This is a genomic window from Chromatiaceae bacterium, from assembly GCA_024235395.1.
Taxonomy (GTDB): Bacteria; Pseudomonadota; Gammaproteobacteria; order Chromatiales; family Chromatiaceae; genus Thiosocius.
This window is the reverse complement of record JACKMK010000002.1, coordinates 459,540-482,643: the sequence shown is the minus strand read 5'-3', so window position 1 is coordinate 482,643 and position 23,104 is coordinate 459,540. Positions and strand designations below refer to the sequence as shown.

At 64.2% G+C, this 23,104-nt stretch carries 20 protein-coding genes; 8 read left to right on the top strand and 12 right to left on the bottom strand.

Going from position 1 to position 23,104, the window contains the following annotated elements; translation table 11 throughout:
• The first annotated feature begins 103 nt into the window (after nt 1-103).
• Both H6955_10280 and H6955_10275 read left to right on the top strand, forming a co-directional pair.
• Nucleotides 104-619: a DsrE family protein gene (locus tag H6955_10280; GenBank protein MCP5313937.1), complete on the top strand. Its 516-nt coding sequence runs from the start codon at nt 104-106 to the stop codon at nt 617-619.
• 135 nt (nt 620-754) lie between these two features.
• A complete protein-coding gene (locus H6955_10275; GenBank protein ID MCP5313936.1) occupies nt 755-1,750 on the top strand; it encodes an FAD:protein FMN transferase in 996 nt (331 codons plus the stop codon).
• A gap of 13 nt (nt 1,751-1,763) precedes the next feature.
• Here H6955_10275 and H6955_10270 read toward each other — a convergent pair whose 3' ends face one another.
• Nucleotides 1,764-4,130, bottom strand: coding sequence for an EAL domain-containing protein (locus tag H6955_10270; GenBank protein MCP5313935.1), 2,367 nt, complete (start codon nt 4,128-4,130; stop codon nt 1,764-1,766).
• 145 nt (nt 4,131-4,275) lie between these two features.
• Between H6955_10270 and H6955_10265 the strand changes: the two genes are divergently transcribed.
• Nucleotides 4,276-5,343, top strand: coding sequence for a helix-turn-helix transcriptional regulator (locus H6955_10265; GenBank protein ID MCP5313934.1), 1,068 nt, complete (start codon nt 4,276-4,278; stop codon nt 5,341-5,343).
• A 136-nt stretch (nt 5,344-5,479) separates the two neighbouring features.
• Nucleotides 5,480-6,367 (top strand): hypothetical protein, encoded by an 888-nt coding sequence (locus H6955_10260; protein MCP5313933.1) that lies wholly within the window; start codon nt 5,480-5,482, stop codon nt 6,365-6,367.
• A gap of 104 nt (nt 6,368-6,471) precedes the next feature.
• Here H6955_10260 and H6955_10255 read toward each other — a convergent pair whose 3' ends face one another.
• The 6 genes from H6955_10255 to H6955_10230 form a co-directional block, all read right to left on the bottom strand.
• Entirely contained in the window at nt 6,472-7,944 is a 1,473-nt protein-coding gene (locus tag H6955_10255) for a sensor histidine kinase N-terminal domain-containing protein (protein ID MCP5313932.1), read from the bottom strand.
• A complete protein-coding gene (locus H6955_10250) occupies nt 7,941-8,600 on the bottom strand; it encodes a response regulator (GenBank protein ID MCP5313931.1) in 660 nt (219 codons plus the stop codon). The genes H6955_10255 and H6955_10250 overlap by 4 nt, the downstream gene beginning before the upstream one ends.
• Nucleotides 8,601-8,726: 126 nt before the next feature.
• On the bottom strand, nt 8,727-9,524 hold the full coding sequence (locus H6955_10245; GenBank protein ID MCP5313930.1) for an SDR family oxidoreductase: 798 nt from the start codon (nt 9,522-9,524) through the stop codon (nt 8,727-8,729).
• A 45-nt stretch (nt 9,525-9,569) separates the two neighbouring features.
• The gene (locus H6955_10240) at nt 9,570-10,244 is read right to left on the bottom strand and encodes an iron-containing redox enzyme family protein (protein MCP5313929.1); all 675 of its coding nucleotides are present in this window, start codon (nt 10,242-10,244) and stop codon (nt 9,570-9,572) included.
• A complete protein-coding gene (locus H6955_10235) occupies nt 10,241-11,746 on the bottom strand; it encodes an AMP-binding protein (GenBank protein ID MCP5313928.1) in 1,506 nt (501 codons plus the stop codon). The genes H6955_10240 and H6955_10235 overlap by 4 nt, the downstream gene beginning before the upstream one ends.
• Nucleotides 11,743-12,408, bottom strand: a complete 666-nt coding sequence (locus H6955_10230) for a thermostable hemolysin (GenBank protein ID MCP5313927.1) — start codon at nt 12,406-12,408, stop codon at nt 11,743-11,745. The genes H6955_10235 and H6955_10230 overlap by 4 nt, the downstream gene beginning before the upstream one ends.
• 183 nt (nt 12,409-12,591) lie before the next feature.
• Between H6955_10230 and H6955_10225 the strand changes: the two genes are divergently transcribed.
• Nucleotides 12,592-13,290, top strand: coding sequence for a phosphatase PAP2 family protein (locus H6955_10225; protein MCP5313926.1), 699 nt, complete (start codon nt 12,592-12,594; stop codon nt 13,288-13,290).
• A 45-nt stretch (nt 13,291-13,335) separates the two neighbouring features.
• Nucleotides 13,336-13,956: a nuclear transport factor 2 family protein gene (locus H6955_10220; protein MCP5313925.1), complete on the top strand. Its 621-nt coding sequence runs from the start codon at nt 13,336-13,338 to the stop codon at nt 13,954-13,956.
• A 27-nt stretch (nt 13,957-13,983) separates the two neighbouring features.
• Here the strand turns inward: H6955_10220 and H6955_10215 are convergent, their stop codons facing one another.
• Nucleotides 13,984-14,649: a hypothetical protein gene (locus tag H6955_10215; GenBank protein MCP5313924.1), complete on the bottom strand. Its 666-nt coding sequence runs from the start codon at nt 14,647-14,649 to the stop codon at nt 13,984-13,986.
• 215 nt (nt 14,650-14,864) lie between these two features.
• Between H6955_10215 and H6955_10210 the strand changes: the two genes are divergently transcribed.
• Both H6955_10210 and H6955_10205 read left to right on the top strand, forming a co-directional pair.
• Nucleotides 14,865-15,788: a fatty acid desaturase gene (locus H6955_10210; GenBank protein MCP5313923.1), complete on the top strand. Its 924-nt coding sequence runs from the start codon at nt 14,865-14,867 to the stop codon at nt 15,786-15,788.
• Nucleotides 15,785-16,717, top strand: a complete 933-nt coding sequence (locus tag H6955_10205) for a diiron oxygenase (GenBank protein ID MCP5313922.1) — start codon at nt 15,785-15,787, stop codon at nt 16,715-16,717. The genes H6955_10210 and H6955_10205 overlap by 4 nt, the downstream gene beginning before the upstream one ends.
• A gap of 178 nt (nt 16,718-16,895) precedes the next feature.
• Here the strand turns inward: H6955_10205 and H6955_10200 are convergent, their stop codons facing one another.
• The 4 genes from H6955_10200 to H6955_10185 form a co-directional block, all read right to left on the bottom strand.
• The gene (locus H6955_10200; protein ID MCP5313921.1) at nt 16,896-19,118 is read right to left on the bottom strand and encodes a CZB domain-containing protein; all 2,223 of its coding nucleotides are present in this window, start codon (nt 19,116-19,118) and stop codon (nt 16,896-16,898) included.
• Nucleotides 19,119-19,286: 168 nt separating this feature from the next.
• Nucleotides 19,287-20,405 (bottom strand): hypothetical protein, encoded by a 1,119-nt coding sequence (locus tag H6955_10195; protein ID MCP5313920.1) that lies wholly within the window; start codon nt 20,403-20,405, stop codon nt 19,287-19,289.
• Complete coding sequence (locus tag H6955_10190) at nt 20,402-21,754, bottom strand: B12-binding domain-containing radical SAM protein (GenBank protein MCP5313919.1); 1,353 nt, start codon at nt 21,752-21,754, stop codon at nt 20,402-20,404. Before H6955_10190 ends, H6955_10195 begins: the two co-directional genes overlap by 4 nt.
• The gene (locus H6955_10185) at nt 21,754-23,088 is read right to left on the bottom strand and encodes a B12-binding domain-containing radical SAM protein (GenBank protein MCP5313918.1); all 1,335 of its coding nucleotides are present in this window, start codon (nt 23,086-23,088) and stop codon (nt 21,754-21,756) included. Before H6955_10185 ends, H6955_10190 begins: the two co-directional genes overlap by 1 nt.
• Nucleotides 23,089-23,104 lie beyond the last annotated feature (16 nt).

The window sequence follows — 23,104 nt, the reverse complement described above, 5'->3', positions numbered from 1 at the left end:
CCGGTCTCTAAACACCGGACCACTGGCGGCGGACCGGCGAGACTGTACCATCCGCCTCTCCACCATCACCAGTGGTTGGTCTTTTCCTACGGAGGAAGTCTCGATGCGTAGAACACTTTCCACACGGTTCGACACCCGCGTGCTGCTGGCTGTCGCAGCCACTTTCATCATGCTCGCGACCAGTACCGTCTCCACCGCGGTACGCGCCGACGGCGTGGCCAAGGTCGTCTATCACGCCGATTTCGCCGACCCAAGGCGGTTCAGCGCCATGCTGACCAGCATCAACAACATGGTCACGTATTACCAAAACGAACTCATCGACTACGACGTGCGCATCGTGTTCGTTGCCCACGGCGTGCGCTTCGTCACCGACGATCCCTTGACCGGCACCCCGTTTCAGGAAGATGCCGAGATGGCCGAACGGCGCGCCAACAATGCCGGCCGCTTGCAGGCGTTGCACAGCGTTCAGGGTGTGAAGCTCGAGCTATGCGACATCACGCGGTCACAGATCGGCCTCGACGGTGCAAAACTCTACGACGGCGTCGAACTCGTGCCGTCGGGTGTCGTGCAGGTTGCCAAACTGCAAAGCGAGGGCTTCGCCTACATCAAAATCGAATGACTGCGGTCGACACCGCTCCCCGGTTCGATACATGTCCGCGTCTTGAAAAGGGTCCCGAAATCGGTGCGAGATGCCGGCGGTCGTCGCCCGGTCGCCGCCCGTCGATGGCTCGCGCGGGCAGGATTCGTCGGGTTGTTGTTGATTGGCACCGCCTGCACGGATCCGCCGTCACAGGTGGTGGAACTGAGCGGCCGCACCATGGGTACCCGTTACAGCATCAAGCTGGCCCATTCACCGGGACCGGGACAGTTGGCGCCACTGCAGCAGCGGATAGACGATCGTCTCGATGCCATCAACCGGATGATGTCGACCTACCGCGAAGACTCCGACCTGATGCGCTTCAACCGGACGTCTTCGACCACCTGGCAGGATGCGCCGGCAGCGCTCGTCGATCTGGTCGAGCGCGCTCTTCGAATCAGCGAATCGAGCGATGGCATGTACGACATCACGGTCGGGCCTCTGGTGAACCTGTGGGGATTCGGCAACGCCGGCGATCGCAACACACCACCCTCGGCCGGACAGATCGCCGAATTGTTGCCGACCGTCGGCTATCAATACCTGCAGACGCGGCGCGCACCGCCCGCGCTACGCAAGACCGTGGCGGGTCTGCAGGCCGATCTTTCGTCGATAGCAAAAGGATGGGCGGTGGACGAGATCGCGGCGCTCCTGGACGCAGAGGGCTTCACCGGCTATCTGGTCGAGATCGGTGGCGAGGTGTTCGCACGGGGCGGCAAGCGCAACGGCGACCCCTGGCGGATAGCCATCGAACGACCCAGCTTCACCGAGCGCTCGATACAGCGTGTCGTCGCGCTGCACGACCTGGCGATGGCCACCTCCGGTGACTATCGCAATTTCTTCCCGGCCGGGGGAAAACGCTATTCACATACGATCGATCCGCGCTCGGGCATGGCGATCGCACATGGGTTGGCATCCGTCACGGTATTCGCGCGCAACTGCGCCGAGGCAGACGGCTGGGCCACGGCACTGATGGCCCTCGGTGATGAACAGGGGCCGGCGACAGCCGAACGCCTGGGCATACAGGCGCTGTTCATCGCGCGCAAGGACGACGGGTTCTCAGAGCGGGTCAGCAGCGCACTGCATAAAGCGCCGGTCTGGCGGGGACAACCCTAGCCGGCCAGACAACTCAATCGACCGATTCCGCGGCACCCACCAGACCGGCGGACCGTCGGTCTTTTGTGATCCGGGCGGTGACCGGCGCATCGCCTTCCTGTATGCCAATCATCTCTTGGAACGCGCCCGCCGACACCGGCCGGCTGAAATAGTATCCCTGGACCATTTCGACGCCGCGCTGCTGCAGGTACGCGAACTGCGCCTCCGTCTCAACGCCTTCCGCGACTACCTGCATCCGCAGGCTGTGCGCCATCGCGATGATGGCGTCGACCAGGGACTCGTCGTTGCCGCGCTTACCCAGGTCCCGCACGAACGCCTTGTCGATCTTCAGCACCCGCATCGGAAACTTCTTCAGATAGCTCAGCGAAGAGTACCCGGTACCGAAATCATCGAGCGACAGCGTCACGCCGAGGTCGACCAGCGCGTTGAACACACGCATCGCCTCCGGCGTGTCCTGCACAAGAACGCTTTCGGTGATCTCCAGTTCTAGCTGCGCCGCCGGCAGGCCCGACTCGACCAGAGCCTGGGTCACATTGGCCAGCAGATCGGTATTGCGAAACTGCTGCGGTGAGACATTGATCGCCACGTGCAGCGGCCTGCGCACCAGACGCTGCCACGCCACGGCCTCACGACAGGCCGTGCGCAACACCCAGTCACCGATGTGTGGCATCACACCGGCCAGTTCGGCCACAGGAATGAACTCGTCGGGCCCGATTCTGCCGAGAGACGGTGAGTTCCAGCGCAACAGGGCCTCGGCACCACTGATCGTCCGCGTCATCACGTCGATCTTGGGCTGGTACTCGAGGAACAGCTCTCCGCGATCCAATGCGCGCCGCAGTTCGGTTTCCATCTCGAGGTGCCGCTCCGCGGTCGCCTGCATCGCACTGGTGAAGAACCGATACTTGTTCTTGCCGGCGAACTTCGCGTGGTACATCGCCGTGTCTGCACTCTGCAACAACTGCTCGGCAGTCGCACCGTCCTGCGGAAAGACCGCTATCCCGATGCTGGCGGTCGCGTAGAACTCGCGGCTGTCGATCGTGAAGGGCTGTTGAAACACGCCGACGATCTTGTGCGCAATCACCTCTGCGTCGGAGGGACGTTGCAGGCCTTCGCTAACGGCCAGGAACTCGTCCCCACCGAGTCGCGCCGGCATGTCGCTCTCGCGCAGGCTGGCGCGCAACCTGTCGGCCGCCTGGTGCAACAGCGTGTCTCCGGCCTTGTGCCCCATCGTGTCGTTGACCGCCTTGAAGTTGTCCAGATCGATAAAGTAGACGGCCACCAGGCGGTCGTTGCGTCGGGCGTGCTCGAACGCGTGCTCGAGCTGGTTCATGATCGTGACCCGGTTGGGCAGGCCGGTCAGCTGATCGTAGTGCGCAAGGCGTGCGAGTTCCTTCTCGTGGCGCTTGCGCTCGGAGATGTCGACGGCCACGCCGATGGCCCCCTGGCGATTGCCGTCCTCATCGAACAAGGGACCGTAGTTGACCTCGTAGCAATGACGCTCCGCGTCGAGCTCGGCGACAAAGGACTCGCCGTTCAGCGCGCGCCGGGTCTGGTACGCGATCTGCGCCCGGTCTTCGGTGTCGGCCAGTACGCTCTCGCCGATCGGGGGCAGCCTGAGGTCTTCGAGGTTGCTGCCCTGGCCACCTTCGACGAACGACACCACGCCCTCGGCATCGACCGCCCAGATTGCGATCGGCGCGCTGCCCAGTATGCGGCCCATCATCGTCTCGGCCTCATCGATGACGCGTTTCTTCTCGCGCTCAAGATCCGTGATCAGTGTTGCGTTCTCGAACCGTAACGTGAGCAGGTGCGTCAGCGACTTGGCATAGCTGTGACTCGATCGATCGAGGAAAATCAGCAAAAGCAGACTCAGCAACCCAAAGGTGATCTGAGGTTGCTGGCCTTGCATCAAGGCCACGGCGCTCACCGGGCCCATGATCAGCAGCACGAAAAAACGATAGGCCCCGTGATCGGCCGCCATCGAGCTGATCGCTCCCGCGGCTACACCCGCAAGTGTCAGGATCGTGAACACCTGCAGGGTGACGTCGTGGTCGGGTATGAACAACAGGGCCGCGCCTCCCCAGCAAACACCCGCGGCTATAGCGCCGAGGCGAAACGCTGTCAGCCATGCACGGTCACTCAAAACCACCGAGCCTTTCCCGAAGTAATGCACAGCGCTGAAACCGCGTAGCGCGAGCACGCCGCTGATCAACGCGAACCACCCGTGAGCGTTGTGCTGGCCCTGGCTCTCCTGGAATGCAAACAAGATGACGGCGACCGCGAATGCGATTCCCTGCGACAGCGGAATGGCGGAATAAAGCATGCGCACCCGCTCGCGCAACACCGAATCCCGGTGGCGATCGAGCGCTTGTTTTTCCACTATCTCTCTGTTTTTACTGGACTTACTGGAGAACACTGTCGATCGCACCCGGTCGCCACGCCACACCTGATATGTATCGCCCGGTAGTAACGATTCTTAAATATCAGAATTCACTAAAATACCCCTCGTCCTGCCGGGCGCCCGCATGGCTGGTCTACAAGAACCCGCGCGCCTGTGGCGTCCGCCCATTCGTGCTAAAAAACCGGTAACGCCGACTTCCGCCGGCGTCGACGAGAAACGAACCAGCATCCCGAATGCCATGTATCGCTACCGTCTCTGCACCGAATCCGACTTTGCACACTGTGCGGCGTTCCTGCGCGACCACGGCCACTTCGCATGCCCATCGGAGACGTGGCAGCGGATGCCCGAGGTCTGGTCGCGCTGGCTGAAGCAGGACGCTTTGAACGCTGTCTTCTGGGAGGATCTCGCGGAACCGGACGAGCACCGACGCCGTCTGGGCTACGGCCTGAGCGTGGCGGTCTCAGAGGTGTTCGCTGCACAGTTGCAGCGGCAGCCCATCCCCTATGTGGGTAACGCCCTCTATGCTGCGCCCTTCGGGCCGCATTCGCCGGTTCTCGAGCGCCGCGGTATCGCCGAGGCGAATGCGGGCGACGGCCTGAACGTCGTGATGTTGCACAATCCGCTACGCTATACCGACGTCGAACACCCGGTATTCCGCGCTTTGATGCCGCATGGCATGAATGCCTGGTACGCAACCCACGCCGGCCACTATTTCAAGCGCATCTTCTGGGAAAACTACGGCAATGCGCTGGCGGATATCAATCGCAAGGGCAGCTTCCGGGATATCGCGGACTTCTCGGCCGACCCCCGGTTCGCCTCGATGCCGGAACCAGCGCGCCCAATCCTGCAGATCATGCAGCGGCCGACCGGGCTGGACGGCGTTTATGCCGCCGACGACCTGTGGATGTTCCACCGTCATTGGCCACTGCTGAAACTGACCGCCTCGCAGCAGCGCCTGCTGCGATATGCACTGGATGGCAATACCGACCAGGAACTTGCACTGCGCCTGGCACTGAGCCCTTCGACTATCAAGCACACCTGGCGGGCGGTCTTCGCGCGCTTCGAAGACCAGCTACCGGCACTGCTGCCGGCGCTGCGATCGGGTGACGAGAACCAACGCGGCGCCTCCAAGCGCCACGTCGTGCTCGAGTACCTGCGCCAGAACCTCCATGAACTCCGCCCCTACGCCTGACGCCCGCCGGTCCCGCAATTGGCCCAAAAAGGGCGTAGAGCGACCAGCCGCTGCCCGGTAGCGTTTGCTGAGACGTTCGCGTGCTACGGCATTCGCCCCGCACGGACGTACCCCAAGAACAACAACGGAGTGCCCAATGAACACCAAGTCAATCCCATTTGCCAATGCTACCGCGCTCATCGGCTGCCTGAGCCTGCTCGCGGCTGGCAACGCCCACGCCTACTTCGTCCGGCCCGCGGTGACCTTCGGACCCGGCGAACTGATCGACGGACTGATCGTGGACGGCGCTACCCACAACGCCGTCGAATTCAACGATGCGGCACGTACCGGTCGTGCCTCGGTGGATCTGGCCACCGGCGAGATGCGCCTTTACGCCGAAGGCAACGTCAATACGGCGTCGTCCTCCGGACAGGGCATCATGGGGGACACCCTGACCTTCGTCGGTGGCGCTGGCACCGACGTGCATTTCAGCTGGGGGCTCGAGGCGACCGTCGATGCCACCGTCATCGCCGACACGCCGAATGGCAACCTGCTCGTCGGTAGCGTATTTTTCGGCATCTTCGAGGCCGGACTGGTCGACCATACCAATTGGTTCGGCAATGCCCAGCAGGACGATCCGGACGATATCGCGCCGCTTTTCTTCGATACGATGCGCGTCGACTACAGCAATCCCGTCGCAGATCTGAGCGGCGCCATCATCGACCTGATGATCGATGCGACCATCAAGCTCGACTCGGACCGCGAGCGCTTCGATGTGTTCTACACGAGCGCCTTGTTCGGTGCCGCCAACGTCGACCTCGGGTCCTATCTGCTCGACGGTGAGCACACCGCGAGCGCCGGTGTCGCGGTAGCGCCCGGGGTGACGGTGTATTCGGATTCCGGGGTATTCCTCGGTTACGGTGCTGACCCGGCAGCCGTCGCTCTTCCCGGGATGCTCTGGCTGTTTGCGGCCGGCGGTCTGGGCATCGCCGCGCGACGCCGCCTGCCGCTGGCAACCGCCAGTGGACCGCGCTCCGCCGGCTAAAGGCCGGGCCCCGGCGACCACCGGTGCCGGTCGGTGGTCGCCGGCAATCGTTCGGCGCGGCACCCGGGGATGGGGTGCCACGCGAGAGGTCCGCTAGCGTCCGGTCAAGCAGCGGGAAACAAGACCCGTATCGCCAGGCCGCGGCCCTCAGGGCCATCGTCGAGCCGGATCTCGGCACCGTGCAGGTCGGCGATTCGCTGCACGATCGACAGGCCCAGGCCGCTGCCGGTTGCAGCCGCGGCGCGTTCATCCGAGCCACGATGAAAGCGATCAAATATTTTCTCGCGGTCTTCGGGCGACACCCCGGCGCCATTGTCGACCACCTCGAGCCACGGACGACCGGCGGCGCTGCCCGTGGCGACGGTCACGGTGCCGCCGACCGGTGTATAGCGTACGGCGTTGTCGACCAGGTTGCGCAACATCACGTGCAGCGCGGTCGCGTCACCGTGCACTTCGATCCTTTGATCGGCATCGACACCCAGGTCGATGTCGCGTTGAAATGCCTGCTGGCTGAACGCCGCCACCACGTCGAACACGAGGTCACGCAGGTTCACGACCGGCTTGACGATGGCCTTGGCCTCTTCGGCATCGGCACGCGCCAGGTAGAGCAGCTGCTCGACCGAATGCGTGGCGCGGTCAACGCCATCCAGCGCCTGATCCAGTGATCGGCGCGCCTCGCCTTCCGCGGTGCGGGCGCGTGCAACCTGCAGGTGGGTCTTCAGCGCCGCCAGCGGCGTCCGCAACTCGTGCGCCGCATCGGCGGTGAACTGACGCTCACGCACCATGGCCGCATCGACCCGGGCAAACAGGTTGTTCAGTGCGCACACCATGCTGTGAATCTCGTGCGGAGCATCGGAGTCATCGATCGGCCCCAGCGCCTGCGGGGCGCGGCTCGCGACCTGTTCGGCGACCCGCTGCAACGGTCTCAACGCACGACCGACGACGGCCCAGATGAGCACTGCGAGCAGCGGCACCGCCACCAGCGAAGGCATCAGGCTGTTGCGCGTGATGTAGTTCACCAGCTCGGAACGAAACGCATGCCGCTCGCCGACCTGTACGACATAACTGGTTTCCTTGTCGGTCAGGGTATAGATGCGCCAGCGTGCGTTGCCGACAAGAACGTCGGCAAAACCATCGTCGTGCGGCGGGATATCCGGTGCACTCCGGTCACGCATCATCACGGAGCCATCGGGAAACCGTGCAACAAACGCCAGACCCGAACCGTACCGGTGCTCCACGTCCATGGTCGCGATCGAAAGCTTCAGCTGCTCTTTGGCATGTCCGGCCGCATAGCGCCGCAGCACGTCGATCAGGTGCGGCAGAGACTTCAAGTCCTCACTGCCGACCTCGCGCTGCACCGCACGCACCTCGTCCGCTACGTCCTGCTCCTCTTCGAACTCGTGCAGCAGCAGTGCCGTCAGGATCCGCGCACTGCGTGCCAGGCCGGCATCGAACACCTCTTCGACCTCGTGATGGGCGGAGCGATAGACCAGCAGCAGGACGACGACCCACACCGCGAGGATCGCAAAGATCAACATCGCCAGCAGACGGCGGCGGATCGAGGGGTGCGCTTTCATTCCCGCGGGATCATGTAGCCCAGTCCACGAATCGTGCGAATACGGTCCTTGCCGAGCTTCTTGCGCAGGTGATGGATATGCACCTCGACCGCATTGCTCTCGACGCCCTCACCCCACCCATAGAGGATCTGCTCCAGCCGGTCGCGCGACATCGGCACACCGGGTCGCTCGAGCAGCGTCTCGAGGATCGCTATCGCTTTGCCGGACAGGCTCACGCTTTTGCCATCGATCTCGACGGTACGCGCCGCCGGGTCGAACGTGAGATCACCGTGTCGGATCACCGGTGTAGCGCGTCCACCCCGTCGGCGCGCGATCGCCCGCAAGCGGGCGGTCAGTTCGCCAAGATCGAAGGGCTTCACCAGATAGTCGTCGGCGCCCGCATCCAGACCGGCGATGCGATCATCGACCGTGTCGCGAGCGGTCAGTATCAACACCGGTAGCGTCGAATCCCGGCCGCGCAGCTCGGCGAGTATCTGCAGCCCGGATTTGCCCGGCAGGCTGATATCCAGTACCAGCAGATCCGGCTCACCATCCTGCAACGCTGTGGCCGCATGTCGGCCGTCGCGAAGCCAGTCGACGGTGTAACCGGACTGTTCGAGCCCGGCACGCACCGCCGAACCGAGCAAGGCATCATCTTCGACCAGCAATATTCTCATGCATTGTTCCCCGTCGGCCCCCTCCGCCGAATCCGTGGTTGAGTACAGCCTTGGGCACGAGCATACCAGCCGACCGGTTCGCCGGCGCAGACCCCATTCACCAGCGCCGCACCCGGAATGCACCCATCACCCGCGGGCGAACGGTGCCATCACGCGGGTCTGACGACGCAGACCACCATCGATCAAGCGCGGCAACAATCCGTTGAGGCGAGCGAACAGCTTCTCCGGGAACCCGAGATAGACGTCCTTGGCATCCTGCTCGATGGCGGCAATGATGTGTTGTGCGACCCATTCCGGTTCGTCCATCTGCATCTGCGTCGCCTGCGCCATTCGGTAGACTGCCTCACTGTTGAACTTGGTTCTTACCGCTCGCGGCGCGACGTAGGTCACGCCGACACCGCTGCCATCGAGTTCACGACGCAACGCCTCGGAGAAACCGCGCAGCCCGAACTTGCTCGCCGAGTATGCCGCGAACCAGGCAAACCCGATGCTGCCGAACGTCGAGCCGATGTTGACGATCCGACCATCACCGCGCTCGAGCATCTCGGGTAACACCTGGCGTGCGAGCAACATCGGCACGACCAGGTTCATGTGCACGACGCGGTCGATCAAGACCGGGTCTTCGTCCTCGAGCGGGCCAAAGCTCATCGCACCCGCACAGTTCACCAGCATGTCGATGCCACCGATGCGTGCCCGGGCGGTGTCGATGAGCTGCTCGCGCGCGCTCCGGTCGCTCAGGTCTGCGGCAAAGCCGTGTGCGACACCGCCGGCCGCGCGTATCCGCTCGACTACCGGGTCCAGCGTCGTATCCTGGCGGCCCACCAGCGCGAGAATGGCGCCTTTTCGCGCCATGCGTTCGGCCACCGCGCTGCCTATTCCGCCCGCTGCACCCGTCAGCAAGGCCCGTACGCCATGAAGTTGCATGCTCTCAGTCCTCGTCGTTGGTCATTGTTCGGAATGGGATCCGACCTAGGCCGCCGCTGCCTCGTTCAGTGTCAGCGGCAGGCTGCGGAAGATGTCGCCGTACAGGCGGAAGAAACGGCGTGCGCAGTGCACGACCGCATCACGGTCTTTGGCGTCCTGCAGGCGGTTGACCAGGTTGCGATAGAAATCCATGTGCGACACATCCAGCGATCCATGGCTGGTGAGATAGGAGAATGCCTTCGCCGGCAACCCGAGATTGGACCGCAGATGCTCGGCGGCGTCGGAGGCCACCCGCACACTGGTCCCCTCGAGCACCAGTACCATGCCGAGGAAGCCGACGGGGTTTCCACGATCGACCACGTGGTAGGCGTAGGCGACCATCAGTTCAGTCGCTGCCGACGGCGTCGCCGTGCGAACCGCCTCGGCATCCGCACCACAGTGTCGGATGTCGTTCAGTATCCATTCCTGGTGACCAACCTCCTCCTCGATGTACTCGGCCATCGCGTTGCGCAGCCACTCCTTGTCATGTGTGATGCGCGAACCGCAGGCCATCAGGAGCGGCGTGGTGTGCTTTACATGGTGATAGGCCTGTCCGAGGAACGCCGTATAGCTTTCCAATGACAGCTCACCACGCCAGCCGTGCTGGATGAAGGGGATCGACAGCAGCGCATCACGCTCCTGCTCTGTGGCCCCGAGCAGTTCTTCGAAAAAATCACTCATGACGAAAGTGCCTCACTGTAAAGCGACTCGATGACCCGGTCGTAGCGCTGCGCCAGCGCATCGCGCCTGATCCGACCGGTTCCGGTCAGCAGACCATTGGCGACCGAAAACGGACTGCGCGCCCTGACCCATCGCGCAACCCGAGCGTAGTCGGGCAAAGTGCGGTTGACGCGTTCTACGGCGGCGTCGATCTGCGCGACGTTGGCGTCGGGGGCGGCCACCAGGATTGCGACGTTGAACGGGCGCGCCTCGCCGAACAGGGCCGCCTGACGGATCGCGCCTTCCAGTACCAGTTCCCGTTCCACCCATTCCGGCGCGACGTTTCGCCCCGACGAGGTGATGAACACGTTGCGCTTGCGACCGCGCAGGAACAGGTAGCCGTCGACGTCCAGCTCGCCCAGATCACCGGTCGGCCAAACCGCCCGGTGCGGGTCGGCGTCACCGAGGTAACCCAGGAATCCGCGACCGCTCACCCACACCTCGCCGTCGTCGGCGATCGAAAGCTGCAAGTGCGGCAGAGGCCGCCCGACGGAACCCGGGCGTTGTTGTGCCGGTGTGTTGAGACATACCACGGAACCGCACTCCGACAGCCCGTAGCCCTCGTATGCCGGAACGCCGACACGCGCCGCACGCTCGAGCAGCTGCGGCGACACCGGTGCCCCGCCGATGGCGGCAAAGCGCAACGTGAGACCGGACGACTCGTGCATCTCGAGTTGCTCGACCACACCCTGTAGCGTCTGTGGACTGAAGATCGCCGTGGTCGCGCGCGATCGGCCGAGCGCATCGACCATCAGCCGCGCATTCAAAGCTGCCGCGCCGGTCAGCCCGATACGGGCCAGGGGCCACAGCTCGACCACCGCGCCCGCCCACAATGCGACATACACGCCGGCGATGTTGTCGAGCAGTACAGCCAACGGCATCAGCACCAGGTGCCGGTCATCCGGTGCCATGCCAACCGCACCGACCAGCGACTCGACGACCGCGCGCATCTGCTGCCAGTCGAGCATCACACCCTTCGGATCGGCCGTGGTACCGGAGGTGAAGGTGACCTTGTGCACGACACGGGCGAGCGGCGCTGTCGGGGCGCAACTGTCTTGCTGCACCTTCAACCAGGACACCCTCTGTCCACCGATTTCGAGTGTCCGCTCACCGGTCTGCAGCATCCCACCGCAGCGTTCGCGCAGGCCGTCCGGGTCATCCGTCGCGACCCCCTGCACGCCAGCTCGACGGATCGTGTGCTGCGTCTGCGCCGACGAAAAAAAGCCGGGCAAGGGGACCACACAGATATCCAACTGTAGCGCGGCGATGTCGAGGATCACCCATGCCGGTCCGTTGTCCATCGAGATGGCCAGCACCTGGGTACCGACTTCGCACAACTGGCGAATCGCCTGCTCCACCTCGCTGACAAGCTGGCCATAGCTGAATTGCCAGTCCGGACCGGAAAGTGCGGTGCGCAGTGGATGCGCAGCGGCATGTTCCCGCAGTCGCTCGAGCATTTTCATGCTGCCAATCCACCGGTACGCAAGGCGCACGACCACAGGGTGTGCAACACGCATTCGGTCTCGAACAGGGTCGACAGCACCGCATGGCTCTGTTGGACGTTTGCGGCCATCACCCGTGGCCGCTGTGCATAGTAGGTGCCCCAGCGTTCGCGCTCCGGTTCCGGCAGACGCAGCGGGTCGGCGACAGCGAGGTCGACCAGCTGGATACCAAGCCTGCGGAATGCGTTCTGCAGTGTCGGACCGCAGGTGAACACCGCCCAGCCCTGCCCCGTCGCATACAGGTAGGCGGTGAGCGCAGTGATCAACCAACGTCCGCCACCCGCCGCCCCGACCGCGAAATTGCCGACCTCGACGATCGACGCCCGGTCGACCGGGGACCCGGCGGCATCGGCCAGCCGTTGTTCCACCGGCTCACTCAGGTAGTGCTCAAGGTACAATGGCTGATCCGTGTCGGGCCTCACGCCCAGCACCGCCAGCAGGCTGCCCGCATCGTTGCGCAAGGTCATCAACAGCGGCATGAAGGCCGTTACCTGCGCCGCGTAGGCCCTGTCGAATGCGCGCCTTATGAATGCTTCCGCCAGTTGGCGGTCGATGCCCGAAGGTCCGGCGATTTGCACGGATGTCGGAACCAGGGTCTCCGCTTGCGTCTTGAGTCTGCCCACCACCCACCTCCAGCAGTGACATTGTCGGGCGCATTCTGTGGGGTGGTGCTTAACCAGCGCTTAAACGATCATTGGGCGGACCTTGCCCGGACCGGTCTGCCGGACCGGCAGACGGCGCCATTCAGGGTTCGATGCGGGGCGTGGTCTGAGATCCTCCGCTTATCGTCGATCAGGAAATCCGCCATGCCGTCCGAAAGCGATGCCCAACAAGCTCCGGCCTGGCCCGACGAACGGCTTGGTGCGCCCCTGGGGACGCAGCCAACCCGCGATGGCTGGACCTGGTGGCCTTCGCGCGTGCGCTGGCGCAGTTACCTGGTCCTGGGCCTTTCGCTCGATCTGTTGTTCCTGGTCGTCTATGGCGGCGCCAATCTGATCAACCAGGGACGTAGCGATCACCTCCAGCTGTACCTGCCATGGGAAGCCGGTCTGCCGCTGGTGCCAGCGTTCATCTACGTCTATTTCTCGATCTTTCTGCTGTTCGTGCTGCCGCCGTTTGCACTCGGTGTGCCCTCACTGCGCCGGCTCGCTGGCCAGCTCGGTTTGGCGACGCTGATCGCCGGGGCGGTCTTTGTCGCGGTACCGACCACCATCGGATTCGTGTCGCCGGCGCATGATCTGGAACTGCCGATGCCGTTCCTGTTGATCACAAGATTCGACCTGCCGTACAACCTGGTGCCGTCACTGCATGTGGTCTACGGCACCTTGACGTCGCTGGCCCTGCTGCGGCCATCGCCCGGCTGGGCGCGCGTCCTGCTATCGGTCTGGCTGTGTGTGATGTGTGGTAGTGTTGTGCTCGTTCAACAGCACCACCTGCTCGACGTGGCCGGTGGATTGCTGCTGGCATTGCTGGTACGGCGCTTCGGCGAAACTCGGTCGCGATGACCGGACCACAGGGACCAACAAGATCGATCAACAAGGAGATGCACCATGCTGCGTTTGGCCTGTCTGTTGATGTTGCTGTTGCCGATGATGCCGGTGCTTGCCGCCGATCCTGTGCCAAAGGCCCCGCAGTCGGGTGTCAGCGGCACCTTGAGCGAAGCGGATCACGATGCGCTGCGTGGCTTACTGGTCGATGCGACAGCGGCATTGAACCGGCTGGATACCGCAACGCTGGCGCAGTACCTCGCCGACGGATTCGTGCTGACCTTCGCCGATCAGCACGTGGTGACCGACCTCGGCCAGCTCGACAGCTATGTCCGCAACTATTTCGAGGGCAGTGATGCGCCCCTCAAGGCGGTGCATTTCGCACCGCAGGCTACGGAGCTGACACGCGCCATCGACGGACAGACCGGTCTCGTGTACGGCACATCCACCGACACCTACACCCTGGCCGACGGCACATCGCTGTCGCTCGACACCCACTGGACCGCCACGGTGGTCAGGCAGGATGGTGGCTGGCGGTTACAGGGATTCCACGCGGGCGTGAACATGCTCGATAACGCGATCATCAATGCCGTACAGCGGCGCATCCTGGTGTGGGCAGCTGTTGCCCTGGCGGTGGGCCTGGTGATGGGGACCGTCATAGCGCCGCTGTTGCGGCGTCATTGACCGCTCAACGTCCGCGATCGATGCCGCTCATTCGGGCTCCACGGACGGCAGCCTGACCTTACGCCCGTCCCGCCATCCGGTATGCGGCGGCAGCAGCCGTCCGGCCGGCAGCAACTCGCCGGCGAACACCCGGCAGCCGGGTCCCAGACCCGAGCGGATTCCAAGCATCGCTCCCGCCTCGATGACAACCGGCGCCAGCTGCAGGCGCAACTCGCCACTTTCATCGGGTGCTACAAGGTGCGCGATCAGCCCCACCTGTCCGGCGACCGTAACCCCTGGTTCGATCGTCAGCAGATAGCGCTCGCTGATGAGCACGTCGCGCGACCAGAATGTCATCAGGCTGACCCGCGCGCCCCACAGGTTCAGCCAGAGGCTGTACAGCCCCGGCACCAGTCGCAACAGCTCTTCGAGCACAGCGACGCGGTTGAATGGCATCTGCAGCTGGGTCAGCAGCCACCAGCGCCGGAACGCCGCATCGGTCGGCGCGGCAGCAGCGCACACCGGTACGCCGCGCAACAGCACCAGCCTCCCCAACAGCGGTGGCAACAGATAGAGCCAGGCGGCGAACAGCCCTGTGGCACCGAGCGGCGTCGGCGCATGCATCGCCAGCAGCAAGCCGCCGCCGATCAACAGCAGCGGCAGATAGGTCAACACCGCCATGTAAATGGGCACCCTCTTGGTCTTGAGCGTCATCGCATCGATCCGCACGGCCTGGTCTTGAAAAGGTCGATTGAGTATAAAGGCCGAATGGCGAATCAAACCCGGTGCGAGGCGATCTACATGGTGCGGCACGCAATCCGCAGTGCGCGTGCGCGAAGGCATCGCCCGGGCCGGCCACCTCGTTTTGAGGTCATCCGCCGTTGCCGCCCGGAGGGTTCGGGCTCAGCGGGGTACCACCGGTGAGTGCGATGCCGCGGGAGTACCCGATACCGGGTCGCCTCAATCTGACGCTCGCAGTCTGTATCTACGCTGCCGCCATCGGCCTGCTGTGGCTGGCGTCGCACCTGCCGACCCTCTGGGCGCTGCCGATCGGCATCGCGTTTTCGTTCGTACTGCTGAGCAACTATGCCTTGATGCACGAGGCAAGCCATGACGTACTGCATCCGCACCCGCCGATCAACGACAGCGTCGGCGCGCTGCTCGGCTGGTTGTTCCCGGTTTCCTTCACGCTGATGAAAGTGACCCACATCGTGCACCACTGCTGCAACCGGACCGACCACGAGATGTTCGATTGCTACTACCCGGGCGACAGTCGTGTGCTGAAGTGGGGACAGTGGTATGGGTTGTTGCTCGGTCTGTGGTGGTACCTGATCCCGATCGGCTCGCTGCTGCTTGCGGCGGTGCCGGGCTGGCTGCGCAGCCGCCCCTTCCGCCGTGCGCGCAGTACCGCGGTCCTGTTCGACGATTTCGGCGCCGCAGAGATGCGGCGGGTACGCTACGAGACGCTGTTCGGTATCGGGTTCTGGGTGCTGCTGTTTCACGCCTTTGAACTGCGCTGGGATGCCGTGTTGATCGCGTACGCGGCGTTTGCGTTCAATTGGTCGACCCGTCAGTACGTGACACATGCCTTCACGCCCCGCGACGTACGCGACGGTGCGCTCAACCTGCGGGTCAGCCGCCCGATCGGCTGGTTGCTGCTCAACGGTCACTGGGACCGCGTGCACCACCAGCATCCTCACCTGCCCTGGCGCTACCTGCCCGAGATCGGCCAAGCCGAGGGCTATGACCGCGATTATCTGAACCAATACCTTTCCTTGTGGTCCGGTCCACGCCCGTGCAGCGAACCCGCGCCGGCGGTATTGCCGCGCACCGTCTATCAAGGGCTCGCGTGACGGACAGGCACACGCGCACGCTATCGGACATAGCGGCCCGCAGCCGGGCGGTCGGCGAACGTTTCCGGCCGCCGCGATTCACGACCATCGAGCTGGACCAGCCCTTCGTGCCCGAGTCCTTCACGCAGTTGTATCACACGCCCCTCTACCAGCGGCTCGACGACAGGCAACGCCTGCGCTACAACCAACTTTACGGCCTGCGCACCAACGAGTTGTTCATGTTGTTCGAGCAGGGCTTCACGCGGCGCGTGATACAACGCATCGCAGGCGCCTGCCGGTCGACGGATCCGATGCTCAGCGAGTGCCTGTGGCTGATGCTCGAAGAGGAGTCGCGGCATCACCGCATGTTTCTGGATTTCAACCGGCGCGTGCTGCCGGCCGCCTATGCCGACAGACATGGTCATTTCGCACGTGCCCGTCTGCTCGAACGCGGCCTGCTGTGGTTGCTGACCGTGCGTCCGGACCGCTGGCCGTTCCTGTTGTGGCTGATCCTGATGCTCGAAGAATTCTCGACCGCATTCTCCCGGCTGCTGATCGCACAACAGCCGATCGATGCGCTGGCCCCGGCCTACGTCAGGCTACATCGCCTGCATCTGCTCGACGAGGAACGTCACGTGCACCTCGACGAAACGCTCGTCGAACAGTACTTCGCTGCACTTCCAGCGACCCGCCTGGCGCGCAACGCGGCCGCGTTCAAACGTCTGTTGCATGCCCTCCTGGCGCCACGCCGCTCAGGTATCCGCGTGCTGCAGACCCTGGGCGGGGAACAGCCGTCGCTGCGACCACTGCTGCCACACCTGATCGATGCGGTGCGGGCCCTGCCGCACGACCCGGGCCTGTATGGGATCATCACAGATCCGGTTGCGCTACCGTTCACCCATCGCCTGCAGGCGCGGTTTCCGGCGTTCGCATTGGACCGCGGACGCTGAAGGGGAATCTGCGGGATGCCATCCGACGCATCTTTCTGCACGCGTATCTGAAAACGCGCTTGTCGCCATGCGTTGTTCTCGATCGCGCCGCGATCGAGAACAACGGCGCATCCCTGCGCCGCCCGGGCACCTGGATTCCCGAAGCGCCCTGGGCAGTAATCGGTCTAGCCGTCGCAGCCTAGTTGGCGAGTGCCCGCTCGAGTGCCGTTATCCGACCGACCACCTGATCCGACAATGTCGAGACCTGCTTGAACGCCGACTCCGCGCCGGCGGTATCCCCCTTCTCGCGCAGCTGCACGACCCGGCGGATCGCCTCGTGGATCTGCTGGTGCGGCGCTTCGATCGCCGCAAACTCGGCGCGCCCGCCAAACTGCTTCGTACCCTCGCCGTAATACCAGCGACCGAGATCACAATGGGTATGCGATGTCACCTGGTCCGCGGTAAGCAGGGACTTGCCGTCCAGGAAGTCACGCAGCCTCGCCTTCCACGCAAGGTGCGCGGCCTTGGCCTGCTCGAGCACCAGCTGCTCATCGTGTTCGAAATGGAAATGCCGCAGCTCGCGCGTCACCTGGGCCATCGACTGCGCCAGCCGCCCGGTGAGTTCCCGGGTACCGTTCGCGTTGACCGACGCATCCTGTGCAAGCCCGTCGATCGACACGACACTCTTGGTGATGTCGTGCACGACGGCGGACTGTTCCTCGGCTGCAGTCGCGATCTGGGTGATCATGTCGTCGATCGAACTCACCGATTCGGTGATCTCGCGCAGTGCCGTGCCGGCCTTGCCCGCCTGTTCGACAGTCGCCGCAACGCGACCATGCCCATTCTGGATCTGGGTGACCGCGGTACCGGCGCGCTGCTGCAGCCGCTCGATGAGTTCCCGGATCTCATTGGTCGACAACTGCGATCGATGCGCCAGTGTGCGCACCTCGTCGGCCACTACTGCAAAACCACGGCCCTGCTCACCGGCCCTTGCCGCCTCGATCGCGGCATTCAGCGCCAGCAGGTTGGTCTGCTCGGCGATACTGCGAATGACGTCGAGGATACTGCCGATGTTTTCAGTCTCCGTCTGTAGTGCAGCGATCGAGTTGGCCGCCTCGTTGAACTCCTCGGCGAACGACTGGATCGTGTTGATGCTCTGTTCGACCACCCCACGGCCCTGTTTCGCGATCTCGTTTGCCTGACGGGTGGAAACCGAAACCTTGTTGGCACTGCCTGCGACCTCTTGCGCCGTCGCCGACATCTCCTCTGCGGCCACGACGACCGTGTGCGTGTTGCTGCGCAGCGACTGCATGCTGTCTTCGGTCGAAGAGGCGGCAGTGGTGACATCGTCCCCGACCGTGCTCAGCTCGGCCGTGAGTTCGGCGACCTGCTTCAGAGTATCGTGCACTTTTTTCACGAAGAGATTGAACCCGGCTGCCAGTTCGGCGAGTTCGTCGTCACCGTCGGCATCCAGTCGCCGACTGAGGTCGCCGTCACCGGATGCCACCTGGCGCATGTTCGCGATCGCCGCGCGCAGGCGCCGGGTGATCGATACACCCAGGGATATCAGCAGGACGGCGATCAACACGCTGCCGGCGACGACCGCCAGCACCACCATGCGCTGGATCGCCACCCCGGCTACCGCGATCTCTCCACCCAGCGTATCCGCCAGCTCCTCCAGGTGTTCGTCGACTTCGTGTGCCGCGCTCCGCATCTCGCCGCGCAGGCCATCCTGCGGGGTAAGCCCGATGGCCCTCTCGGCATCGACCAGCGCGCGGAAATCCGAGCGATAGCGCTGCAGCCCCTGTGTCACCTGTTCACGGTCGCCGCTCGACAGTCCCGCGCGCACGACCGTGTCCTGCAACGCTGTGAAACTCTCGTCGAACGTGTCGACGTATTTGAGATCGCGGCGCAGCATGAAATCCTTCTCGGCCCGGCGCAGCATCAGCAGCCCGGCCTGCTGTTCATGGTCATGATGTTGCGCGAACACCTCTTCGACGGCGTGGACCGCGTTGCGCAGCGCGCCGTAGAGGCCGCTCTTCTCGTCCAGCCCGACCACTGCCTGGCGCTCGGCCAGGGTATTGAACGTCTGTGCATACTCCTGCACATGGGTGCGCGCCTCAGCGACCGAATCGGCGTTCAGTGCGTAGCGGCCGGCCTCGTCGTACAGCTGACCGAACTGCGAGTCCACCTCCACCCGCTGCGCGTTGAACCGTTCGAGGTATTTCCCCTCACCGCGTGCCAGGAAGTCCTTCTCCGCACGGCGCAGTTCGAGTACGCCGACGTGGGTCCTTGCCAACAGGCCCTCGACGTCGCGCAGGCCCTGATAGCTGTTCAACTCATAGATAAATGTGCCTCCGAGCGCGACGAGAAAGGCACTCACGATCCCTACGGTGCCAAACAACTTGGTTCTGATTTTCATCGATTTTCCCCGGCGGAATACCGCCAACCGGACCTTCCCGCAGCACAGGCGCGCTCGGCGCCCGCAACGGCATACACAGACATCGGCAATGCCGAGACACGGTGGTACTGGCGGCAGGGATAATGAAATTCTTTAAACGAACCCCATTCGTATCGGCGCGGCAATACGCTAGAGGATCGCCGCCTCGATGAACAACGGCCTCCCGTCCGGCTCGGCGGCGCAGTGTCGCGTTGCAGGATCACGCAACCGGACCACGAAGAGGTCGCTGCGATACACGAGATGACGCCGCGCCGCGCGCGCGACCGGCAACAACGGGTGACCTTCGACCAATCCGAGCAGCAGCTGCTCGATACCGGCCCGCCGGCCACGTGCCAACGCTGCGCCCAGCAGCGCCCGGAACGCATCCGGCCGCCGTGCGTCGCAGGCGATGTGCGAGAGCCAGGCCTGCTGCAGGGCCGCCCCGCGACGCGGCAGGCGCGGCAGGCCGAGCAGGGCGGCAGCGACGTTGAGCATGGGCCTGAGCATCGCGACCGCGCGCCGGTAGTCGCGGACCACGACCTGTCGACTCGCCCGCTGGTCCCAGAGCGCCGCACAGGCGATCAGATGCCCCTCCTCGCGCACGACCAGGAAGTCATCGGCCTGCAGACCCACAGTGCGCAGCGCGGCCAGGTCCCAGACCGGCGCAAGCTGGAATTCGCGGTAGTGGCATTGCAGATGCCGCGCGATCGCCGCCAGACCGACCACCGTGCCCGACTCGACCCCGACCCGCTCTCGCCGGCCCCGCGCGGAACAACGGTAGACCAGGGTATGCAGCCCGACGAGCGGCTCGTAACGCGGCAGGCCCTTGAGCCCCGCAGTCAGGATGCGCCGTGCCGCACGGTTGTCGCTCAGGATACTGGTGAGGTCATACGGCAGCTCGTCGGTTCGCGGCAGATCGCCCTGCAGCACTTCGAACCCGGCCTTGAGCAGGCGGTAGGCACGGAAACCACGTTGCCAGCCCGGGGCCGCACGAAACTGCCCGAGGTAGCCGAGCCGACGCGGCTCACCGTCGACGAACACCCGGCGCAGGGTACGCGCGCAGAGCCCGACCAGCGGCCCGACGCCCCCAGGTCCGCGTTCGCGCGCCAGCAGCACGGTTTGCTCTTCGTCCTTGGCGGCGAAGAAATCCGGCTCGCGTTCGAAGCTCAGGCTCACCCATCCGGGCAGCGGCTGGTCGCGCAACAAGGCGCGCAGCTCGGGATCGTCGGCTGGACCCGCCTGGCTGATCGCCAGCCCGCGCTTGGTCATACCTCGATCAGCTGGCCCCGCCAGGCGGCATCGCCCAAGGGGTAGTGATTGCGCTGGCCGACCTCGCCACGGTGCATCAGATTGATCGGCAGAAAATTGCGCCACATGAAGGCGTCACCGCGATTGGCCCGGGCCAGACCGCGGCGCGTGATGCTGCGCAGTGAATAGAACCGTCGCCGCGTCTCGACGCACAGGCGTTGCACCTGGGACGCATCCATCTGCAGCGGCTCGAACGGCAGACCATTGTAACTGTACCGTTCATCCAGCCACCAGGGCTCGTACAGCAGGCGTCCGTCCCGCTGCAACCGCTCGTACAGCGGCGTGCCCGGAAACGGCGTGAGATGGTTGAAGGCCGCGATGTAGAAACGCTGTGCGAGTGCGAAATCCAGCGCCTGCCCGAAGGTCTCCGGCGTGTCGCGGTCGTAGCCGAACACGAAGGTCGCATAGACGCTGATCCGCGCACGCCGCAGGTTGTCGAGTGCGGCGGCATAGCCACCGCGCATCAGGTTGAAACCCTTGCCCATCTGTTTCAGCGTCGCACGATCGAGACTCTCGAAACCGATCAATACGCCCTTGCATCCGGCGCGCGCGAGCAGATCGAGAAACTCGGTGTCGTGCGCCGCGTCGATCGAAAGCTGTGTGACCCAGCGGATGCGCAGCGGTATCAGTGCCTCGAGCAGTTGGCGCGCCGCCTGTCGGTCGCTGGCAAAATTGTCGTCGACGAAGAAAAACAGGCGTCGGGTACCGCGCAACTGCGCGATCTCGGCCACGACCTCTTCAGCCGGCCGCAGCTGATGCCCCGCGTTGAAAAAACTCTGGATCGCGCAGAACTCACAACGGAAGCGGCATCCCCGCCCCGCTTCGATCAGTCCCAGCGGTAGGTAGCGCTTGCCACCGAAGATCGATCGATCGTACCGCAGTCCGGAAAGACCGGCGCGCGGCGCACCCTGATAACGCGCCTGCAGCCGGCCATGTCGAAAGTCGTCGATCAGCAGCGGCCAGACCTCCTCGGCCTCGCCGACCACCACGGACTCGGCATAGCGGGCGACCTCGTCGCTGCACAGGGTCGCGTGAAAACCGCCCATGACCACCGGGATACCACGGCGCCGGTATTCGCTGGCGATCTGATAGGCACGACGCGCGGTGTAGGTCTCGACGCTCAGCGCGACCAGGTCGGTGGGCTCATCGTATGGCAGCTGTTCCATGCGGTCATCGTAGAAACGGATCTCGACGTCCGCTGGTGTCAGCCCCGCGATCAGCGCCGCCGGCAAAGGCTCCATCTGCCACGAGCGGATGTAACGCTGACCGATCCGCCGACCGATCGCGGGATGGATCAGGGTCAGGCGCATCATGCCGCCGCGCTGCGCTGCCCGATCACCCAGTCACAGTTGTAGAAGTCATGCAGGTGATGGGCATAGAAGCGGTAACCGAGATTCGATGCGATCGCAATCGGCAGCTGTATGCGTGCACCGAACAGCCTGCGCGCAATCGATCGATAACGATACGCATGGCGCCAAGCGGCCTCATGGCCGCGACGTAGCGCATCGACACTCATCTGTTTCGGTTGGAACACCACATGCTGGCCGTCGTACAACTCCCAGTCACGGGTCAGTATCCTGCCCTCGCCGTGCAGCCGGTCGAAGAACGGTGTCCCGGGAAAGGGCGTGGCGATCGCGAAACGCGGCAGGTCGATGCAGGCCTCCACGACAAACTCGGCGGTACGTTCAAACACGTCCTCGGTGTCGTCGTCCAGGCCGAACACGAAACACCCCATGACACTGATGCCATGCCGGTGCAGCAGGGCCACGACGTCCTTGTACTTTCCTGGATCATTGAAGCGTTTGTGTGCACTGTCGAGGTTGTTCGGTGAGATGCTCTCGAAGCCGATCAGAAGGCCGCTGCAGCCGCTGCGTGCCATCAGTTTCAGCAGCGCACGGTCATGGGCAATCAGCATCGTCGACAGCCCAAACCAACGCACCTTCAGCGGAATCAGCGCTTCGAACAACTGCGCGGCATAGCGGCGGTCGGCAATCAGGTTCAGGTCGATGAAGATCAGCTTGCGTGCGCCCTGTCGGCGAATGTCCTCGATGACGTGTTCGACCGGTTTCTGGTAGGGCCGCCGTCCCCACGCGGACGGTGCGACACAGAAATCGCAGTCATGGTTGCAGGAGCGCGTTGCCTCGAACACGTCCTGCGTCAGGAAGCGACGCGCATCGAAAAGATGACGGGCGGGGAACACCGGTTGATCGAGCGTGAAATCGGCCGCCTGCCGGTAGCGCGGCTGCAGCCTGCCAGCGGCGTGGTCACGCAACAACTGCGGCCAGGTCTGTTCCGCATAGCCGGTCACGATACTGTCCGCATGCCGCGCCGCCTCGTCGGGGAGCAGCGTGACATGCGGTCCACCGAGTACCACGGTGATCCCGCTGCGCCGGTAGTGGTCCGCCAGCGCATAACTGCGCGGTGCGGTACCGGTGATCACGGTCAGGCCGACCAGGTCGACATCGAGACGCGACGGCACATCCTCGATGCCTTCGTCATAGAGCACCACTTCGGCGTGCAATTCGGGTGGGACCAATGCGGCCAGTGTCGTCAGGGTCAGCGGTTGATAGCGCAGCGACTTTTTGAAAATGCCGCCACGATGACGGTACAGCGGGCCCTTTGCCGAAATGAGCGCGATCTTCATGCCGAACTGCACCTTG